Here is an 18,212-nt window from a genome sequence, read left to right as displayed (position 1 = left end):
CATGTAACGTTACATCATCAAGTTAGCGATAGCCAACCATTTTTAAATAAGGGTATAGTTCATTAAAGGTATTTGGATCTTTTAGCATCTCAGCAATACGTATAGCAAATTGTGAGTAAGTTTCCGTACCTTGAGAATACTGGCTCATTGCAGGAAGTTCTGAAAGCTTATTAGCGAATAAGTGACGCTGAGCATCTGTCATTTTTAAGCAAAGTTCTAGAGGATCTGGATCTTTACTTGCTTCTAATTTTTTTTTTGTCAATTTTTTTTGTTTAAATGAGAATGAAAAACCATAAATGGAGCGTCCTTCTTTATGTTGTTCTGCCTTTACAATAATATCTGTGTGTTCATTAATTTGTTTAATTGCTGATTCTAAGATACGTCTTTTAAATGTATCTATTCTTGGATAATCATCAATACCTAAGCCTAATTTTGAACGAAAATCAGAAATTTCAAATACTGGCGTTTTGCCAACTTCTCGCCAAGCTATTAATATTTCATAAATACGAATGGCGTACTTTCCTGTAAGTTGTGTTACTTGCTTGAGTTGATAGCTAGTAAACTGTTGCTCTAAGCGTGTAATAAGAGGTACAACATCTAATCATGCTGTCAATGCGTAAGTCCTATATATTTTAAATTTTCAAAAAAGCCTGCTTAATATGAGAATAAGTAGGCTTTTTTAATGGTGAATCGAATCATGAGGAAAATTTAAAAATAAGGCGATGTTTCAAAAAGTATGCTGAGCAGTTTCACAGCAATTTTTGTAGAATCTTATCCAAAATTAAAGCTTAACGTGGTGGTGCTATCGCAGGGCGACATGGATGTCGCCGTTGGACAAGGGTGATAGGATATTCCCTTTTTGTCCAACAAAGGATTTTTGTTACTTTTTATCCTTAAAAAGTAAGGCATCGCCTACGAAAAGAAGGACAAACTTTGTAATATAAATGGGGCTGTGCTTGAATATTTTTCATTCATTTCAGTATCATCATAAGCAGCATACTATTTAGAACACCTCCAAAAATAAAACTGTATTAGCCCCCGTAAAAACTGAAAGAATGAAGTTGTTTAGAGAATATACAAGCTATTGATTAACATGAATGTTTGTTACAGAGAAGGTGTGTCATCTATATTTTGCGCTGATTCATATAGAGACACAAATTCATCTGATCAAAAAAAACTTATTGCTCAACGTCCTGCATGGTTTCAAATAATAATTCTTTACTGAGTTCAGTAAACGGCAAATTCAACTGAGTCGATTCAGCATCGGCAAGAACAGCCGTTAAATCTTTTTTGATAATTCCTAAAGTTGCTTCAGGTTTATAGTTGCTGACATCACTGTTCCAATGGTCGACCACCCAACTGCCACCTGTGCTGACACTTAACAGTTTTAAAATATTTTCCTGAGAAATATTGTGTTTATGACCAAATTTCAGTGCTTCAGCACAACCCATAATATTGTTGGCAAGCACAAGATTATTGGTTAATTTGGCTGCTTGACCTGCACCACATTGCTCGCCAAAGTGAATAATGTTTTTCCCCATCGCTGAGAAAACATCAGCACATTGTTCAAGTAATTCAGTTTTACCGCCTAGCATAATGGTCAGTGTTGCAGCAATAGCGCCTGTTAAACTACCACTGACAGGTGCATCGACCAATTGGAAATCGGCTTCTTCAACACGTTGTTGCAGTGTGTGCATGGTGTCTGGAGAAAGTGTGCTCATGATGATAATTGGAATATTTTTACGCTGAGCCGAGCTGATGCCATTTTCACCAAAAATAACGCTTTCAGTTTGTGCAGTATTACGAACCATGGTAATGACAGCATCTGATTGCTCAGTCATTTCTACTATGGAAGCACAACCAATAATTCCATTTGGAGTGACTTTGTCATAAACGGCTGTATTTAAGTCGAAGGCATAAACCTGTATACCCGATTTTTGCAAATTAATTGCCATTGGTACGCCCATTTCGCCTAAACCAATGAAACCGACATTTTTGATTACCTTACTCATTTTTGTGTCCTCTAATCATTTTGTTTAGCTTAAATTGAGAATCAATCTAACTGATGGAACAATTATAAATTCAAACTAAAGATTCCAATAGTGAATAATTCGCATTATTATGATGCTTAAAATTCATAATTTAAATCGGGATGCTGACATGGATATCCGACACCTCAATTATTTTATTGCTGTCGCCCAGTTAAAAAGTTTCACCAAAGCTGCTGATTATGTTCATATTTCTCAGTCTGCTTTAAGTAAAGCAGTGAAGAGTCTGGAGCTTGAATTAAATGTAGAGCTGTTTGACCGATCATCTAAAAAAATTCAGCTGACAGATGCAGGTGAGATTGTCTTAATTGAATCCTTAAAAATAAAAGAAGCGTTAAATGAACTGTCCACGCAGTTATATGATTTAATGAATCTTGAAAAAGGCAGCATCAAAATTGGGCTTCCGCCGATTATTGGCTTTCTATTTTTTCCAAAAATCATTAAACAATTCAATGCGCGTTATCCAGAGATTCTGATTAAATTATCTGAAGATGGTGCAGAAAATATTAAACAGGAAATTCAGGATGGGTTGTTGGATTTGGGTATCGTGATTTTACCTGTGGATGAAGAGGAGTTTGATGTTATTCCTTTTATTGATGAGGAGTTAATGCTCTTTGTTAGTCATGACAATCCTTTGGCGCAATATGATGAAATTGAAATCAAACAATTAAGTCATGAAAGATTTATTGTTTTTAAACAGGGCTTTGCCTTGCATGATAAAATTATTCATGAGTGTATACGTGCAGGTTTTCATCCTAAAATTGCCTACGAATGTTCTGAATGGGAATTTATGAGTGGATTGATTGGGGAAAATTTAGGGATTTCTATTTTTCCGCGCCCTGTGATTGATCGCATTGATCGTACTAAAATCAAACCAATTCGTATCATTAATCCTGTTTTTCCATGGAAACTGGGATTTGTATCTAAAAAAGATAAATATAAATCTTATGCTGTAAAAGAATTTTTCAACTTTATTCATGAGTTATCTGTAACGGTAAAAACTTAAACGACATTGTTATGAATAATCTATTATGAATAAAATGCATGATAATGATGAAAATCATGTATTTTACGAATGGTTGTAGCGGGGGTATAGTAAATCCATTGCGTTAATATACGAAGGTGATCAACATGAAAAAAAGCGAATCTTATCAACGTGGCTTTGCAAAAATGATGGAATTTACCAATACTGAAATTGCAGGTATTCCAACACATACGCAAATTTCTGAACAGTTGAATGCGCTTGCGCCTGGATTGGATGATTATATTGTCGGTTTTGCATATGGTGAAATTTATACACGAGAAGGTTTAGACAATAAACAACGTGCCATGGTAACTTTGGCTTCGTTGGTAACCCTTGGAACTGAGCCGCAGTTCGAATTGCATGTAAATACTGCATTAACCGCAGGCTTGGAACCTAATCAAATTATTGAAACTGTGGTGCATACGATTCCATACATTGGTTTTCCTCGTGTGTTGAATGCATTGGCGATCATTAAAAAAGTATTGATTCAACGTGGAATTGAGTTAGATCAAGTACAGGTTGCAGCTAAAAGTTAAGTGTTAATTTGATTTTTATTAAACTTAGCTTCCTTGGAAACTAGGTTTACCTAAATAATTAAAAATGAAGTGTTATTCATAACAACACTCAATGGGTAAGCGTATTAATTACGCAAACCATCCAATCATATATTTGGATACTGATTACATATTTGGATAGTTTGATCACCACCGCCTTTAGGCGTTATCCAGATGATATTCTGAGAAAAATCTTTAATGTCACAGATCTTACATAGAAGCATCAATGATCTTTAGGTACACAGACTGATTTGCCATATAAATAATGGGAAATCAGATCACAATTTACCCAAAAATCTCGGTCCTTTGCAATCAGGTGTTGGCTCTATTTGTAATGCTGTATTTACAAGTTTAGCGCATTCTAATTTTGAAAATTTGGAAATGTATTCTGAAATTTTACAGGATTGTGTATTTAAATTGATTGATAGTGGAAAAATGACATTTGCTTCAGCTTGTGGCATGACTTTATCGGATCAGTATGGTGCAACAGTTTTACAAAATTTTGAAAAATATAAAGATAAAGTGATTTTCAGACCGCAAGATGTTTCTAATCATCCAGAGTTAATTCGCTGTTTAGGTGTTATTGCAATCAATACTGCCATTGAGTTTGATATATATGGCAATGTGAATTCTTCACATGTCATGGGGAGTAAAATCATGAATGGCATTGGTGGATCAGCGGATTATTCAAGAAATGCACATCTGACGATTTTTGTGAGTAAGTCTGTTGCCAAAAATGGTGATATTTCGTCAGTCGTACCGATGGTTAGTCATGTAGATCATACTGAACATGATGTCGATATTTTAGTGACTGAACAAGGTTTGACTGATTTACGCAGTTTATCACCACGTGAGCGTGCAGTTGAAATTATTCAGAATAGTGTACATCCTGAATATCGGACTCAATTGATGGATTATTTTATCCGTGCTGGAAAAAATGGTGGGCATACACCGCATTTGATTGGTGAAGCGTTGTCTTAGCATCAACTTTATTTAAATAAAGGTAGCATGAAAAAAATAGAATTTAACGATAGGGTTCATGCAGTGGAATTTCAGGTTGAACATCAGATGTAATGATATTAAGTGGTAAGTCATGAGCTTACCACTTTTAATGTTATGATTATAAAATATAGGCTGTCTTTGTTAAAATAAACAATGATTGAAAAATTTATGACATTTTTATCAATAAAATAATTTAAAAAAGTGAAGCAAGTTGCTACACATTTGAGTTTTTTTGAATTTTATATGGAGTTTTTTATAAATTGTTGTTATATAAAGTTAAATTTTCTATTAATTGTATTAAATAGCTGTAGTTCTAGAAAATATCAAATGTTAGAATACATCAATAGATAGAGAGGAATTTTACCCAATATTTTTTAATAATTAAATAAAATCAATTGATAAAATGATCCTATAGAAGTCGATTTTCCACTTGAAAAATTAAACTGTTCTTTATGAATCATATGCATCAATTCTATTCCAGCCAACATAATTTTAGCTGTGTGAAAAGTTTGCAAACACAACATTGCTCGCACTCTCTTTTTAATAAAACGATGATCTTGTTCAATTCGATTATTTAAATATTTATTTTGCCGAATTGTAATCGGTGTAAAACGAGTAAATCCAACATTAAAGCTTTCAACTGCTTTTTTATTTGCTCCACTTTTATCCATTGTCACACGAATAGGGCAAGCATGTTGACTGATTGTATTTTTAAAGAACCGATGGGCAGCTTTGGTATCACAGTGTTTTGTTAGTAAAAAATCGACTGTTTTTCCATTTGAATCAATAGCTCTATATAAGTAATGCCATTGTCCTTTAATTTTGATATAGGTCTCATCAATATGCCAAAACTGATTAACTGATTAACTGATTAACTAATTTCTTGCATCGAGCCATTTTTTTACTGATGATTGGAACAAGATGGATGATCCAACGATGTATCGTTGAGTGATCTACTTGAATGCCACGTTCTGCCATCATTTCTTCTAAATCACGTAAACTTAGTGAATAAGTCAGATACCATCGAATACATTGAGCAATTACATCACTAGGGTAATGTAATCGTTTAAAAGCATCTTGGATCAATGACATATTCAGCTCCTACAAAATTCAATAGTAGCTGAAGATCGCCTTAATGCGACAGAACCACTATGAGTAGATGATGAGAAAGGAAATTGAATATGAATGACATGAGTGAAGATTTTTCTTATTTTTTTCATGAAATGGGATTTGGTCCAGCGTTTGATTGTATGCCAGTGAGCGATGAGATATTTGAAAAATATAAAAATAAACTTCCAAATCAATTGCTTCACTATTGGAGGAAGTATGGTTTTTGTGGTTGGGGAGAGGGTCTTTTTTGGACGGTGAATCCTGCTGATTATGATGATTTATTACATCAATTTCTCGCACAAACAGATTTATTGGATCAAGATGAACTTTTTGTCATTGCAAGAACAGCTTTTGGTGATTTATATGTATGGGCGAAAAATTCAGGGAGATTTTGTACTATTAGTCCAATGTTGAACTTAGTGTTCCCTAGAATTTTAGAGCAAACGAATTTTGATCCTGATTTTGATCTAGATATCTTCTTTTCAAGTAAAGAGAAAGAAGGTTGTGATTTAAAAGATGAGAAAAACAAATTTCTTTTTGATCGAGCAAAGCAAAAATTAGGACGACTGAGAGCCTTTGAAATGTATGGTTTTGTTCCTGCAATTGCATTGGGGGGATTAATGGAATTAGACAATTTACAAAAAGTTCCGATTCAGATGCATTTAAATATGTTGGCTGAGTTAAATGAGACTGTCATTTATCAACCTGATTTTTAAATAGTAGATTTAATTGATAAATTAAGTATTTAAAAACTGACTATCACATCAAATTTAAGTTTTGATGTGATAGATTTTCACCCAATACATTGACTGTTCAGGCAAAGCTACGCACTGGCAATATGATGCACGTGGACGCTTAAAACAAACCGCCAATGCTTTGGGTGAAACGACTGAATACGTCTATACCGAACTTGGCACTATCCCACAAACACCAATAGCCAAAGATTTATCTTTAAATGCAATTGGGCAACTAGAAAAAATTATCCATGCTGATGGTGCAACAGAACACTTTATCCATGATGCTGAAGGACGGCTCTTAGTCCATATTGATCCAAAAGGGCAACGTACCCAATACGAATACGATGTGGCGGGACGTATCAGTAAACGTACCGATGCGATGCAGCAAACCCTTAAATATCATTGGGACAAATTGGGACGACTCACCAAACTCAGCAATGAAAATGGCGCAAGTTACTATTTCCATTACGATGTCATGGGACGTCTGACCAAAGAAGTCGACTTTGATGGTAAAGAAACGGTTTACCACTATTCAGATACTTCGGGTGAATTACAGCGCAGTATCGAACTGGCCAAAGCCACTCAAGGGCATCAACCTAAACACCGTATCCAAGCCTTTGAATTTGATGCGATGGGACGCCTAACCCAACGTACCGCAGGCTTTAGCCACAGCATTGAAAAATTGTTACTTGAACAGGACGAAGATAGCGAAGAACTCAATGCTGAAAATGCCCTACAACGCTTAGAACATGCAATCAGTGAAGAATTTGCCTATGATGGCAATGGACAATTGATTCAAGCCAAAAACCACAACAGTCGCGCACAATTCTTCTATAACGAAGTGGGCAACCTCAGTCATGAACATCATCATGACATCAAGACCCAACGTACCGCAGTATGGCAACACCTTTACGATGAGCTGAATAACCGTACCACCACTCACCGCCCCGATGGACAAAAAGTCGACTGGCTCCTTTATGGTAGTGGACACGTCTATGGTTTAGCGTTAAATGGCGAAGACACAGTCAGTTTTAAACGAGATGATTTGCATCGAGAAATTGAACGCCACTATGCCAATGGACTGAGCCAACAACAGCAATACGACCAAGTGGGGCGTTTGATTTTACAAAATATCGAACAGGACAATGAAGCAGGCTATACCGCCAATCAAAATACACAGCAAAACCAAACTCAAAACAACGCTCAAAATCAAACCAAAGCCTTACTCAAACGTTTATATCACTATGACAAAGTCGGACAACTGACCGATATCCATGACAAACGACGTGGATATATCGAATACAAATACGACCCAGTTGGACGCTTACTCCAAGCCAATAGCGCACTAGGACAAGAAACCTTTGCCTTTGACCCTGCAAGCAATATCATTAATCCAAACAAAACACACAACCAAAATCACGGGACACAGCACCAGAGACAAGACACCTACTTTGAGGTGGAATTAGTGCAACATTAGTTTCGGTTAAACCTTGTAATCCAGATAGAATAAAAGGTAGAACAGGTGCATTGGCAGCAGATTGTTTTATCGATATAGATACGTCTGATTTAAATGTACAATTAAAAGGTATAACAAAAGGTGGTTTACCTGATTGGAAAATTAAAGATTCTTTTGATAGTGAACATGTTGTTAATTCGGGAAGGGTTTCAAAAAAATGTTAAGCAGTAAAAATTATCTTTTAGGAAAGAAAAAACGAAACTTAAATTTTGTTAAAAGATGTCAATATAATCATGATGAAATATTAGAACATAAATTATATGGTTGGAAATATTTACCAATACATATTTTTGCTGATGATAGTAAGCAAATACAAGAATATGGCTTATCTAAAGAAATGTGCCAATCGGTAGATATTTGGTGGGGAGTTGATGGGGATGCAACTTTATTAGAATGTAGAGCGGTAAATAATATTGAAAAAAATAGGTATACTATCTTTGAAGCAAATAATGATGGAAATTGGGTGTATTTATTAGGTGAAATAAATATATCCTATGTCACTAGACAAGATGTTGAAAATGCAATGAGTTATTTTTATAAACTTGGTTATCCTTCAAAAAATATTTTAGATCAGGTAAGTAAAGAAAAAAAACTTGTATTTTATGAAATAATTTAGAATTGTGGCACACCACGCAATAACCTAATTCATTTGATAGAGTATGGTTCTACCACTGTGACCATCTAAGTACACCACAGGAAATGAGTGACTAAACTGGGGTTATTGTTTGGAGTGCGAATTATAAGGCTTGGGGTGAATGTAAGACGGAAAATCATACTAAACAAGATATTTGGGACTCGGAAATTATTACCAATAACCTGAGATTTCAGGGGCAATATTTCGACCAAGAAACTGGACTTCACTATAATAGATTTAGGTATTATTCACCGTATGTAGGGAGGTTTATAAGTAAAGATCCAATTGATTTACTTGGTGGGCTTAATTTTTATCAGTATATGACAAGTCCGACAGTTTGGATTGACCCATTAGGTTTAAAAGGAGTAACTGTGAAGCCTGCGCCAACAAACTCTCCATTTGACTATTACTTAACATTGGATAGTAAAGTCTATCCTGAAACTGCTGGTCATATTAAGGAAGCAATAATAAAGAAAGGCAAAGCCTCAATAGTAACTTATGCACCAGTAGGTGCTGAAGCAAGACGAAGAGCCGCATTGAAAGGTATTCCGTGTAAGAAAGGAATGGCCAATGGCAATGTTTAAGGAGGGAAGAGATGGATCTAGTGTAAAGTATATAGACCCATCTGATAATCAAGGTGCAGGCTCATCTATTCGATGGGGCTGCATGGTGCAGGAGTTCAACCAGATAACAAAATTAAAATTTTTGTAAAATAGAGGTGTAATATGGCTATCAATTTAGAGCTTTTAAAAGAATTTTTAAAATATAATTATCAATACGAATATTTTGAGTCATTGGCTAATAATTTTGATATAAATGATACTGACAAAAGTTTAGAACTAGTTAGATTGGTTTATAACCTATTTGTGCAAGAGTTTGATAATTTTTTTGTATTCAAGGAGTTTTTAGATAGTTTTGAATTTAGTGATTTTAATCGTAAAAATTCAACTCAATGGAGCTGTTTATGCTATATATATCAAGTCAAATATATTGTAAATGATGATATTGGATTAAGAAAAGAAATTTTTTCTATTTTAGTGAAGGATCTCAAAGATAATAAAATAATGGAGGAAAAGCGTTTTAACCGAGTGATGAATGGGAGTGAAATAGCTTATAGTATTGAAATAAGGAATAATAATAAAAGAGAGGATTTAGATCTTTATTACTCAGATTCAATTGAATTAATAATTAATATGATTAGGAAAAATATATATGAATATAAGGATAATGAAAATTCCTTTTCTTTATCAATAGACACAATAAATGAAATAAAAGGATTGCAAAGAGCAATTCCAAAGCTTCAAGAACTTTAATGTTATTACCTTGTTCTACCGTCGTACGGTGGAAAAATAAAAAGTTTAGCTTATGATTTATAATAATATTTATTTTAAAATTAAAGTTACTTATACGATATATTTTCCATCAAAATAGAAAAGTCAAAACTATATATCGAACATAGTCATTACACTAAACCCACCCAATACAATACGGTTGGGATGGTGATACGCTTGCTTATGAGTCAACCAACCTTTATACCAAACACTATATCTATGAAAGTGGAAGCTTTGTACCCTTAATCCAAGCCACGTACAGACAACAGATTAACCAACACCAAACTCCAGTGTGGGAACATGGTTACGACTATGATAAAAATCCACTATGGCACACAGAACAAAAAGCCAACCCTTTTGACCGAGTATGGTTCTACCACTGTGACCACTTGGGTACGCCGCAGGAAATGAGTGACCAAACAGGTGCGATTGTTTGAAGTGCGAATTATAAGGAATGGGTGAGCGAGGATAAGAAAAACAACGTTTTTCCCGAAGCGCAAGACGAGAGCTTTGCTCGAGTGGTAAAACTGAAAACCACATAAAAAGAGATATTTGGGATTCTGAAATCATCACCAATAATATCCGCTTCCAAGGTCAGTATTATGATGATGAGACGGGGCTACACTATAATAGATTTAGATATTATTCGCCCTATGTAGGACGGTTTATAAGTAAAGATCCGATTGGGTTGTTGGGTGGATTAAATACCTTTGCTTATGCGCCGAATCCTATAAGATGGGTTGATCCATTAGGTTTAACTAACAATTGTCCATCCACTTTATATAGAACAATGAAAAAAGATAAAGATGGTAACTTTATTGATAGTCCTTTAGATGGGGCACCAAATGGGAATCAAAAAGGGGCAAGAACAGATTCAAGCAATCCTAAACACACGGATTTTAGAGATTCACCAACGCCTGTACATTCAGCTAAGGATATGGTTGGACCTGATTATACGGGTATGGCTGGAATAAGTACGAGTCAAGTTCCTTTAACACCTAGACCCGATCAAGTGCTAGCTTCAGTTGACAAGTCATCGTTACCAAAAGGATTAAGTACAATTAATGACCATGGTGACCATGTATCAGTTTATCCTTCTGAAAATATGACTTTTGGCGAATTCCAAACAAAAGTAAACTCTATTCCTTGGAAATAAGTGAGATATGAAAATGAGCTTTAAAGAAGAATTAATTTTATTAATTAAAAACAGGGGCTTTAGTGAGGAGCAAGTTGATGATCTGATACTAAAATATATAAATTTAGGTATTAATAGAAATGAAATGTATAAAGCAATATGGGATATATTTCAAGATTATTATGAAATTTTAACTAAAGAACAATCATATTTTGAGGAAAGGTTTGATTATTTAGGAGATATTATGACAGCATTAACTGGTGATACTTCAAAATCATGTATTTTAAAATTTAAAGGTGATCCTGATAATGTTGAAGAGTTAGCTAAAATTGTAAGAGAAAAAAAATGGATGAATCCTTAATAATAATTGATAGATTCAATATAAAGTTGTTGGAAGTGGTTTTAAAGGATCAAGTTACTAATAACGAAATTAAAAATTTGCTAAATCAATATATACAATTAGGATTAAGTAGAAAAGAAGATTATGACAGTTTTATTAACGTTTTAAAAAAAATTGATTATGATATTAACCCCATTTTTGAAGAAAGGTTCGAGTATATTTGTGATGTGTTAACTTCGATTGATGGTGACGTTGCAATTGACCGTATTATTAAGTTTAAAGGTGATCCTGACGATATTGAAGAATTAGCTAAACTTGTACGAGAAAAAAATGGATGGATCCTTCATAAAGTATTAATTCTGAAAAAATGAAGACAAACTTCTTTGAAAATTCAGAAATAATTAGCAATAAAATCCGTTTCCAAGCTATATGAACAAAGACTGAGCATTGCTCAGTCTGAAGCGCAAGGATCAAGAAACAGATTTATATTACATCAGTTACAGGCATTATTCACCGTATGTAGGGCGGTTTATTTCTAAAGATCCGATTGGTTTACTTGGTGGTTTGAATACTTTTGCTTATGCGCCGAATCCGATTATTTGGATAGATCCATATGGGTTATCACCAAAAGGTACAAATAAGAAAAAAAATAGTGGAAATGAAGAAGAAGCTTGCGCATTACCTAAAATGGTTGAAATGTATCACTATACTAATAAGGCAGGGTATAATGCTATTAATTCAAATACTAAGAAATACCATTTTAAAGTATCTAAGCCTAACGGTATACATCCTGTTGGTGTTTATTTAACACCTCTATCAATTGGTGATATGAGGGCTAAAGGGGCAGGAGGAATAAAAAGTTCATTAGGGGTTACATCAGATAAAGTCGAATATTATTTTCATTTTAAAGTTGATGAATGCAAACTTAAAACGGTAAAAAATAGTGGAAGAACTCATGTAACATATAGTCCTTCAGATTTAGAAATAGATTCAAGCGATATGATATCTAAAGGTCCAACAGTAATACCAACATGGAATGAGCAATGATAGGATGTAGTGTATTTGCAGTTTCAAAACTAAAACCAGAATTTGTTTTTGAGCAGTTTGAAATTTTATTAAAAGAGTTATGGAAAGTTTTTACTGTGCAAAATACTAATTTCAACCCAACGGCAATAGGAAAATTATATTTTAAAGATCAAGAAATGTATGAGTTATGGTTAGATCATGTGTTTACATTAAATAAAGATGGAGAAGCGGCTTTTCTTATAACATATCAATTTTTTGAAAGAATAAATATGCAAACGAGATTATTAGAATCACTTTATCCAGGAACTGATTACCCTAGTGGTAATTATGCTAATCCGAATTATTATATTTTTCAAAAAAATATTTATGAATATGCATTAGTTTTACCTGAAGCTATAGCCTATTGTGAATTTTCAGAAAAATTATCAAACCTATTTTTAAGTATATTCAAATGTGAAACAGGGCTAAAGAGGTAGTATAAATGACTTGGCTATTTGGATATTGTGTATTTGCAGTTTCAGAGTTACCACCTGAGTTTGTATATGAAAAATTTCATGATTATTTAAAGAAATATAGAAGTGACTTTATGTGGAAGGAAAGTGAGGGTGTGGAAGAAAGTTTTAATGGAAATATATATTTTAATTCCAATGAAATGTATGACTATTGGGAAGAAAACCTCTTTGTCTTAAATAATAATAATGAAGGTGCGTTTGAACTCTCATATAATTTTTTTGATGTAATTGATCTTCAAACTCGTGCAATTAAATTGGAGTATAATAAAAATAAATTTTATATTTCAAATATAACAAACCCTTATTATTATGTTTTTCCAAAAAATATTTATGAATATTGTTTAACTCTGCCTGCGCCTGTTGAGGATAATGATTTTTCCAATCAAATTTCTAAGATTTTTTTAAAAATATTTGAAGATGAATAACTATAGTAAATCTTTATTAAGTAAAAGTTGAAAATATAAAGTTAGATAAACTTTATATTTGGGACAGGATGCTTTAAGTCAACGGATTGAAAAACAGAAACAGCATAGCCAAGCAGGTAGAAACCATTACACCGAAACCACACAATACGGCTGGGATGGCGATACGCTTGCTTACGAAAGCTCAAACCAATATACCAAGCATTACGTTTATGAAAATGGCAGTTTTGTCCCACTGATTCAAGCGACTTATCGCCAACAAATTAATCAGCACCAAACGCCAAGTTGGGAACATGGCTACGATTACGACAAAGATCCGTTATGGCATACGGCTCAAAAAGCCAACCCCTTTGACCGAGTATGGTTCTATCACTGTGACCACCTAGGTACACCACAAGAAATGAGTGACCAAACAGGGGCAATTGTTTGGACAGCGGAGTATAAAGCTTGGGGTGAGTGTAAGACTGAGAACCACACAAAGAGAGATATTTGGGACTCGGAAATTATTACCAATAACATCCGTTTTCAAGGGCAATACTTCGACCAAGAGACGAGTTTACATTACAACCGACACAGGTATTATTCACCGTATGTAGGGAGGTTTATAAGTAAAGATCCAATTGGATTGTTGGGCGGGCTGAATACTTTTGCTTACGCGCCGAATCCTGTGGAGTGGGTTGATCCGTTGGGGTTAAATAAGGTTTGTACTTGTTGTCCACCAGTACCTAGTGGAAAGAATGTATTTTATCATTATACTGATACTGCAGGTATGGCAGGAATATTGACATCACAAAAACTTTTTCCATCTTTAAAAGCAAATAATCCAAAAGATGCGAGATATGGTGATGGACAATATGTGACAGATATTATTCCAAGATCTCAAAGTGATAAAAGTATCGCAAAAGCATTATATAACAAGATCAGCCTAGACATGTTGCAAAAGTTCAGAATTGGATTGCTATTGATACTACGAGACTTGAAGTTGAGAAAGGTGGGAGAAATAATATCTTTGTGATACTTAATGATCAAGCATTGGATTTACACGGTAGAATAGTAGGATTTGGTCGGAGTAGTTGTCCATGATGTATTTTATGTTTATGAATGATGATTATCATGAATATGATCCAAAAGTTATCTACGATAGTATTTATTTAAGATTTGTAGAGATTTTTCCTGATTTATATGCTTCTCGTCAAATTGATTTTTTTTACTCAAAAGGATTAGGTGTGGCAAAATTTATAGATGGAGAGGATATAAGGGTATATGAGCATAATACATTTTTAATAGAAGGAGAGGTTTTTGATCCTGAAGAAGATATTAAGAAAAGACCTATGTATTCAAAAGAAACCCCAAATTATTCATGTGTGAAGATTGATAAACGGCAATTTGAGGCAAATTGGAAATTTGCACTTGATTATTTGAATATAAAGAACATTTAAATAATCGTGATCGGTGGGCAGGCTAAAACTTGAAGCGCGACATAATCTCCCAATTTAAATTGGAAATCGAAGTGTCGTTTGGTCATATAAGCCTCTTAGTTTTGAATACTGTATAGCATAATAAATGCTTGAGCTCAATCATTTCCTGCCTACCGTTGTACGGTGGAATACCAAACAGGTTAATTTATGATTTATAAAAATATTTATTTAAAAATAGTGTTGAGCTTATAAAGCCTTACGTCAACGGATTGAAAAATCTAAACAGCATATCCAAGCAGGACGCAGTCACTATACCGAAACCACACAAATATGGTTGGGATGGTGATACACTCGCTTATGAGAGTAGCAACCAATACACCAAACACTATGTCTATGAAAATGGTAGTTTTGTCCCTTTAATACAAGCCACATACAGACAACAAATCAATCAGCATCAGACACCACAGTGGGAACATGGCTACGATTACGACAAAGATCCACTGTGGCACACGGTACAAAAGGCTAATTCATTTGACCGAGTCTGGTTTTACCACTGTGACCACTTAGGTACACCACAGGAAATGAGTGACCAAACAGGTACGATTGTTTGGACAGCCAACTACAAGGCGTGGGGTGAGTGTAAAACGGAGAATCATACCAAGAGAGACATTTGGGACAGTGAAATTATCACCAATAACCTCAGATTCCAAGGGCAATACTTCGACCAAGAGACGGGTTTACACTACAACCGATTTAGGTATTATTCGCCCTATGTAGGACGGTTTATTTCTAAAGATCCGATTGGGTTGTTGGGTGGATTGAATACTTTTGCTTATGCACCTAATCCTGTGGGGTGGGTGGATCCGTATGGATTACAAAAAACACCTACGGACCTTTATGCAAGTGGTAATGCATCTGGTCCTAGAGCACCTAGGATAGATGGTTATAATTTAAAACCTGATCAAAGGCATGGTTCAAAGTTATAAAGATGGAGCATCAACATTTGCAGATCCAGATGCTTTCAAAGAAAGGAAAATGACTGGACAAATATATAAACTACCTGCAGGAACAGAACTCCCTGAAGGGTTTGGTGTGATAGCAGATGGTTCAGATGTAACAATGAGTAATGGTAAACCGGGCAAACATTATAGAACTCACCATACTATTGTGCCTTGTGAACAAATGACAGCAGAAAATTTTGTGAATGGGTTGCAAAGTTTACCATGGGAAAAGTCGATAAAAATTAAGTAAGGTGAATGATGAATATAGATCAGGAAAAATTTGATGAAATGTTTAGCAACTTTGAAAAAATTTCTAAAGGGAGAGGATACTTTTTTTACAAATTTGAATATTATAAACATCAAATTGAACGTTGCTTACGTAGTGATGATGATTCTGAAGTTATTTTTGGAATTTATTTAACTCAGGAATTATCTGAAGAACAACAAATAGATTTATTAGAACCACTTGTAGATATATTTATTGGGGATATTGGATTGTCCTTTCGAGTCGGTTATATTTTTAACAGTTTAAGAAAAGATATTTTAATTAATGAGGTTAAAAATATTATATCTAAGAAAAAACATAGTTATGATTATGTCGATGTTAATATTATTTTAAATTTTTATAAAGAGATTGATATAAATACTTCATTATTTTTCTGTGACGTTTTTAGAGAATTAAATGATAGTGATATAAATGAATGTATCGATGATTTTTTAGAAGGTTTAGAAGAAGCTAAAGATAATCGGTAATGGGATACATAAATCATGTAGGCATTTACAGTATTTTGAGTGGGATGCATTGGGTAGACTAGTTCGCAGTAAGAACGATAAAGCCGAGACTCACTATAGATACGATGCATTGGGTCGATGTATAGAGAAATCTAAACAACACATTCAAGCAGGACACAGTCACTATACCGAAACCACGCAATATGGTTGGGATGGTGATGCCATGGCGTATGAGACACCAACCTCTACACCAAACACTATGTTTATGAAAATGGCAGCTTTGTTCCCCTAATTCAAGCGACCTACCGCCAACAGATTAATCAGCATCAAACGCCACAGTGGACAAACCAATACGATTATGACAAAGACCCACTGTGGCATACAGAACAAAAAGCCAACGCATTCGACCGAGTGTGGTTCTACCACTGTGACCACTTAGGTACACCACAGGAAATGAGTGACCAAACAGGGGCAATTGTTTGGACAGCGAATTATAAGGAATGGGTGGGCGAGGAAAAGAAAAACAAGGTTTTTCCCGAGCGCAAGACGAGAGCTTTGCTCGAGTGGTAAAACTGAAAACCATACCAAACAAGATATTTGGGACTCAGAAATTATTACAAACAGTCTCCGTTTTCAAGGGCAATACTACGACCAAGAAACAGGTTTGCATTACAACAGATACAGATATTATTCGCCTTATGTAGGACGATTTATAAGTAAAGATCCGATTGGGTTGTTGGGTGGATTGAATACTTTTGCTTATGCGCCAAATCTTGTAGAGTGGATTGTTCCTCTAGGAACTCCAAAGAAGAAAGATTGTTGTGAGGAGGAAGATCCTTGCACTGCTTTAATCAATGCTAAAAGTACTAAACAATTTGGACATTCTTTTTTACAGCATGGGCAGCAAAAGTCTAGAGCTTCAATGGTTAGTAGAGCAAAAAATACAAATCCAAATCAAGGTTGATGGTTAGATAACAATGTAGCAGCAATGTTATTAGCACCTTATAGGGGACGTAAAGCAACTGTTGATAGTGTTGGCAAAGTAATTCCAATTGAGGTTTCAATTCCGCAAGGTGTTGGAGAAATTATTAGGGCTGATGGATCAATTCAAACAGCTACAAAAATGAGGGTGGTTTTAGAAAAAGCACCAAATGTTAATGGTAAAAATTGTATCGATGTTGCATATCCAATTCCATAGATTTTATATTAATTTTACTATTTTTTATGAATTATAACTGATGGGTTATAACTTCATTTTACTGGGATTTTAAATATGTTAATGAGTATAAAATGTAACTCAACATTAATGTCAAAAGAAGACCAAGATTTATTGTTGGAACAAGTCTTAGAAAGTAGTATTGATGAGGGAGAGAGTTTTGATCAGTATATTTATTTACAGCTCATGAACTTTTATATAGTTGAAAAACTTATAGAAAGTCATAATTTTAAAGTAAATTTTAAGATCTGTGGCATGGATTTAAAAAATTATGAATATATATTTTATAAATTTTTAGATCAAATTCCAGACATTTATAGTAGTGTAAATAAAAATGAGAATTTTGATATTATAATGGTTGGAGATGGGTTTGAAATATTTTTTAGAGTTTTTATTTATGATGATAATTTTATAATAAATGCATATGATTTCTCTGGTAAAGATGTTGGTTTTG

At 34.2% G+C, this 18,212-nt stretch carries 19 protein-coding genes and 10 pseudogenes; 25 read left to right on the top strand and 4 right to left on the bottom strand.

Features of this window, described 5'->3' with window-relative positions; translation table 11 throughout:
- Positions 1-22: 22 nt before the first annotated feature.
- Both repM and C9E89_RS19925 read right to left on the bottom strand, forming a co-directional pair.
- A pseudogene (repM, locus tag C9E89_RS19930) lies at positions 23-601 on the bottom strand (replication initiation protein RepM); the annotation flags it as partial.
- A gap of 577 nt (positions 602-1,178) precedes the next feature.
- On the bottom strand, positions 1,179-2,012 hold the full coding sequence (locus C9E89_RS19925; RefSeq protein WP_107009961.1) for an NAD(P)-dependent oxidoreductase: 834 nt from the start codon (positions 2,010-2,012) through the stop codon (positions 1,179-1,181).
- 148 nt (positions 2,013-2,160) lie between these two features.
- Between C9E89_RS19925 and C9E89_RS19920 the strand changes: the two genes are divergently transcribed.
- Both C9E89_RS19920 and C9E89_RS19915 read left to right on the top strand, forming a co-directional pair.
- Positions 2,161-3,054 carry a LysR family transcriptional regulator gene (locus C9E89_RS19920; protein WP_107009963.1) on the top strand — a complete coding sequence of 298 codons (894 nt, stop codon included), beginning with the start codon at positions 2,161-2,163 and terminating at the stop codon, positions 3,052-3,054.
- Between the two features lie 125 nt (positions 3,055-3,179).
- Positions 3,180-3,608, top strand: coding sequence for a carboxymuconolactone decarboxylase family protein (locus C9E89_RS19915; protein ID WP_107009960.1), 429 nt, complete (start codon positions 3,180-3,182; stop codon positions 3,606-3,608).
- Between the two features lie 125 nt (positions 3,609-3,733).
- Here C9E89_RS19915 and C9E89_RS24175 read toward each other — a convergent pair whose 3' ends face one another.
- Positions 3,734-3,850, bottom strand: coding sequence for a 4Fe-4S dicluster domain-containing protein (locus tag C9E89_RS24175; RefSeq protein WP_107009959.1), 117 nt, complete (start codon positions 3,848-3,850; stop codon positions 3,734-3,736).
- 58 nt (positions 3,851-3,908) lie between these two features.
- Between C9E89_RS24175 and C9E89_RS19905 the strand changes: the two are divergent.
- Positions 3,909-4,607 (top strand): annotated as a pseudogene (locus C9E89_RS19905) (acetyl-CoA hydrolase/transferase C-terminal domain-containing protein); the annotation flags it as partial.
- Between the two features lie 395 nt (positions 4,608-5,002).
- Here the strand turns inward: C9E89_RS19905 and C9E89_RS19900 are convergent.
- A pseudogene (locus C9E89_RS19900) lies at positions 5,003-5,720 on the bottom strand (IS6 family transposase).
- Between the two features lie 89 nt (positions 5,721-5,809).
- On the opposite strand from C9E89_RS19900, the gene C9E89_RS19895 reads away from it, so the two are divergent.
- The 22 genes and pseudogenes from C9E89_RS19895 to C9E89_RS19785 form a co-directional block, all read left to right on the top strand.
- The gene (locus tag C9E89_RS19895; RefSeq protein ID WP_228199078.1) at positions 5,810-6,454 is read left to right on the top strand and encodes a GAD-like domain-containing protein; all 645 of its coding nucleotides are present in this window, start codon (positions 5,810-5,812) and stop codon (positions 6,452-6,454) included.
- Positions 6,455-6,854: 400 nt separating this feature from the next.
- Positions 6,855-7,895 (top strand): annotated as a pseudogene (locus C9E89_RS19890) (RHS repeat-associated core domain-containing protein); the annotation flags it as partial.
- Between the two features lie 107 nt (positions 7,896-8,002).
- A complete protein-coding gene (locus C9E89_RS23365) occupies positions 8,003-8,155 on the top strand; it encodes a hypothetical protein (protein WP_171405184.1) in 153 nt (50 codons plus the stop codon).
- Positions 8,149-8,607 carry a hypothetical protein gene (locus C9E89_RS19885; protein ID WP_107009956.1) on the top strand — a complete coding sequence of 153 codons (459 nt, stop codon included), beginning with the start codon at positions 8,149-8,151 and terminating at the stop codon, positions 8,605-8,607. The genes C9E89_RS23365 and C9E89_RS19885 overlap by 7 nt, the downstream gene beginning before the upstream one ends.
- Before the next feature lie 32 nt (positions 8,608-8,639).
- Positions 8,640-8,984, top strand: a pseudogene (locus C9E89_RS23910) (RHS repeat-associated core domain-containing protein); the annotation flags it as partial.
- Between the two features lie 366 nt (positions 8,985-9,350).
- Positions 9,351-9,938: a hypothetical protein gene (locus C9E89_RS19870; RefSeq protein ID WP_107009954.1), complete on the top strand. Its 588-nt coding sequence runs from the start codon at positions 9,351-9,353 to the stop codon at positions 9,936-9,938.
- 87 nt (positions 9,939-10,025) lie between these two features.
- Positions 10,026-10,725, top strand: a pseudogene (locus tag C9E89_RS23905) (RHS repeat-associated core domain-containing protein); the annotation flags it as partial.
- 21 nt (positions 10,726-10,746) lie between these two features.
- On the top strand, positions 10,747-11,112 hold the full coding sequence (locus C9E89_RS23355) for a hypothetical protein (protein ID WP_171405182.1): 366 nt from the start codon (positions 10,747-10,749) through the stop codon (positions 11,110-11,112).
- A 13-nt stretch (positions 11,113-11,125) separates the two neighbouring features.
- Positions 11,126-11,452 (top strand): hypothetical protein, encoded by a 327-nt coding sequence (locus C9E89_RS19855; protein ID WP_147305736.1) that lies wholly within the window; start codon positions 11,126-11,128, stop codon positions 11,450-11,452.
- Positions 11,437-11,802, top strand: a complete 366-nt coding sequence (locus C9E89_RS19850; protein ID WP_107009951.1) for a hypothetical protein — start codon at positions 11,437-11,439, stop codon at positions 11,800-11,802. The genes C9E89_RS19855 and C9E89_RS19850 overlap by 16 nt, the downstream gene beginning before the upstream one ends.
- Positions 11,793-12,058: pseudogene (locus C9E89_RS24060) on the top strand (RHS repeat-associated core domain-containing protein); the annotation flags it as partial. The gene C9E89_RS19850 and the pseudogene C9E89_RS24060, both read left to right, overlap by 10 nt.
- A gap of 60 nt (positions 12,059-12,118) precedes the next feature.
- Entirely contained in the window at positions 12,119-12,478 is a 360-nt protein-coding gene (locus C9E89_RS24055; protein WP_322887906.1) for an HYD1 signature containing ADP-ribosyltransferase family protein, read from the top strand.
- Positions 12,475-12,933, top strand: a complete 459-nt coding sequence (locus tag C9E89_RS19840; protein ID WP_107009950.1) for a hypothetical protein — start codon at positions 12,475-12,477, stop codon at positions 12,931-12,933. The genes C9E89_RS24055 and C9E89_RS19840 overlap by 4 nt, the downstream gene beginning before the upstream one ends.
- Positions 12,934-12,938: 5 nt before the next feature.
- Positions 12,939-13,394, top strand: coding sequence for a hypothetical protein (locus C9E89_RS19835; protein ID WP_107009949.1), 456 nt, complete (start codon positions 12,939-12,941; stop codon positions 13,392-13,394).
- A gap of 67 nt (positions 13,395-13,461) precedes the next feature.
- Positions 13,462-14,406 (top strand): annotated as a pseudogene (locus C9E89_RS23900) (RHS repeat-associated core domain-containing protein); the annotation flags it as partial.
- A 64-nt stretch (positions 14,407-14,470) separates the two neighbouring features.
- Positions 14,471-14,830 (top strand): hypothetical protein, encoded by a 360-nt coding sequence (locus C9E89_RS19825; RefSeq protein ID WP_107009947.1) that lies wholly within the window; start codon positions 14,471-14,473, stop codon positions 14,828-14,830.
- A 226-nt stretch (positions 14,831-15,056) separates the two neighbouring features.
- Positions 15,057-15,684, top strand: a pseudogene (locus C9E89_RS19820) (RHS repeat-associated core domain-containing protein); the annotation flags it as partial.
- Between the two features lie 94 nt (positions 15,685-15,778).
- The gene (locus C9E89_RS19815) at positions 15,779-16,060 is read left to right on the top strand and encodes a hypothetical protein (protein WP_107009946.1); all 282 of its coding nucleotides are present in this window, start codon (positions 15,779-15,781) and stop codon (positions 16,058-16,060) included.
- An 8-nt stretch (positions 16,061-16,068) separates the two neighbouring features.
- Positions 16,069-16,563, top strand: a complete 495-nt coding sequence (locus C9E89_RS19810; RefSeq protein ID WP_107009945.1) for a hypothetical protein — start codon at positions 16,069-16,071, stop codon at positions 16,561-16,563.
- 37 nt (positions 16,564-16,600) lie between these two features.
- Positions 16,601-17,341, top strand: a pseudogene (locus tag C9E89_RS23890) (RHS repeat-associated core domain-containing protein); the annotation flags it as partial.
- Between the two features lie 189 nt (positions 17,342-17,530).
- A complete protein-coding gene (locus C9E89_RS19790; protein WP_107009942.1) occupies positions 17,531-17,740 on the top strand; it encodes a hypothetical protein in 210 nt (69 codons plus the stop codon).
- Positions 17,741-17,815: 75 nt separating this feature from the next.
- Positions 17,816-18,212: hypothetical protein (locus C9E89_RS19785; protein ID WP_147305735.1), on the top strand; the 397-nt coding region annotated here is incomplete at its 3' end.

It is taken from the genome of Acinetobacter sichuanensis, from assembly GCF_003024515.2.
In the GTDB taxonomy this organism is placed as follows: domain Bacteria; phylum Pseudomonadota; class Gammaproteobacteria; order Pseudomonadales; family Moraxellaceae; genus Acinetobacter; species Acinetobacter sichuanensis.
Note: the sequence above shows the minus strand (reverse complement) of the source record. Positions and strands in the feature narration are given on the sequence as shown.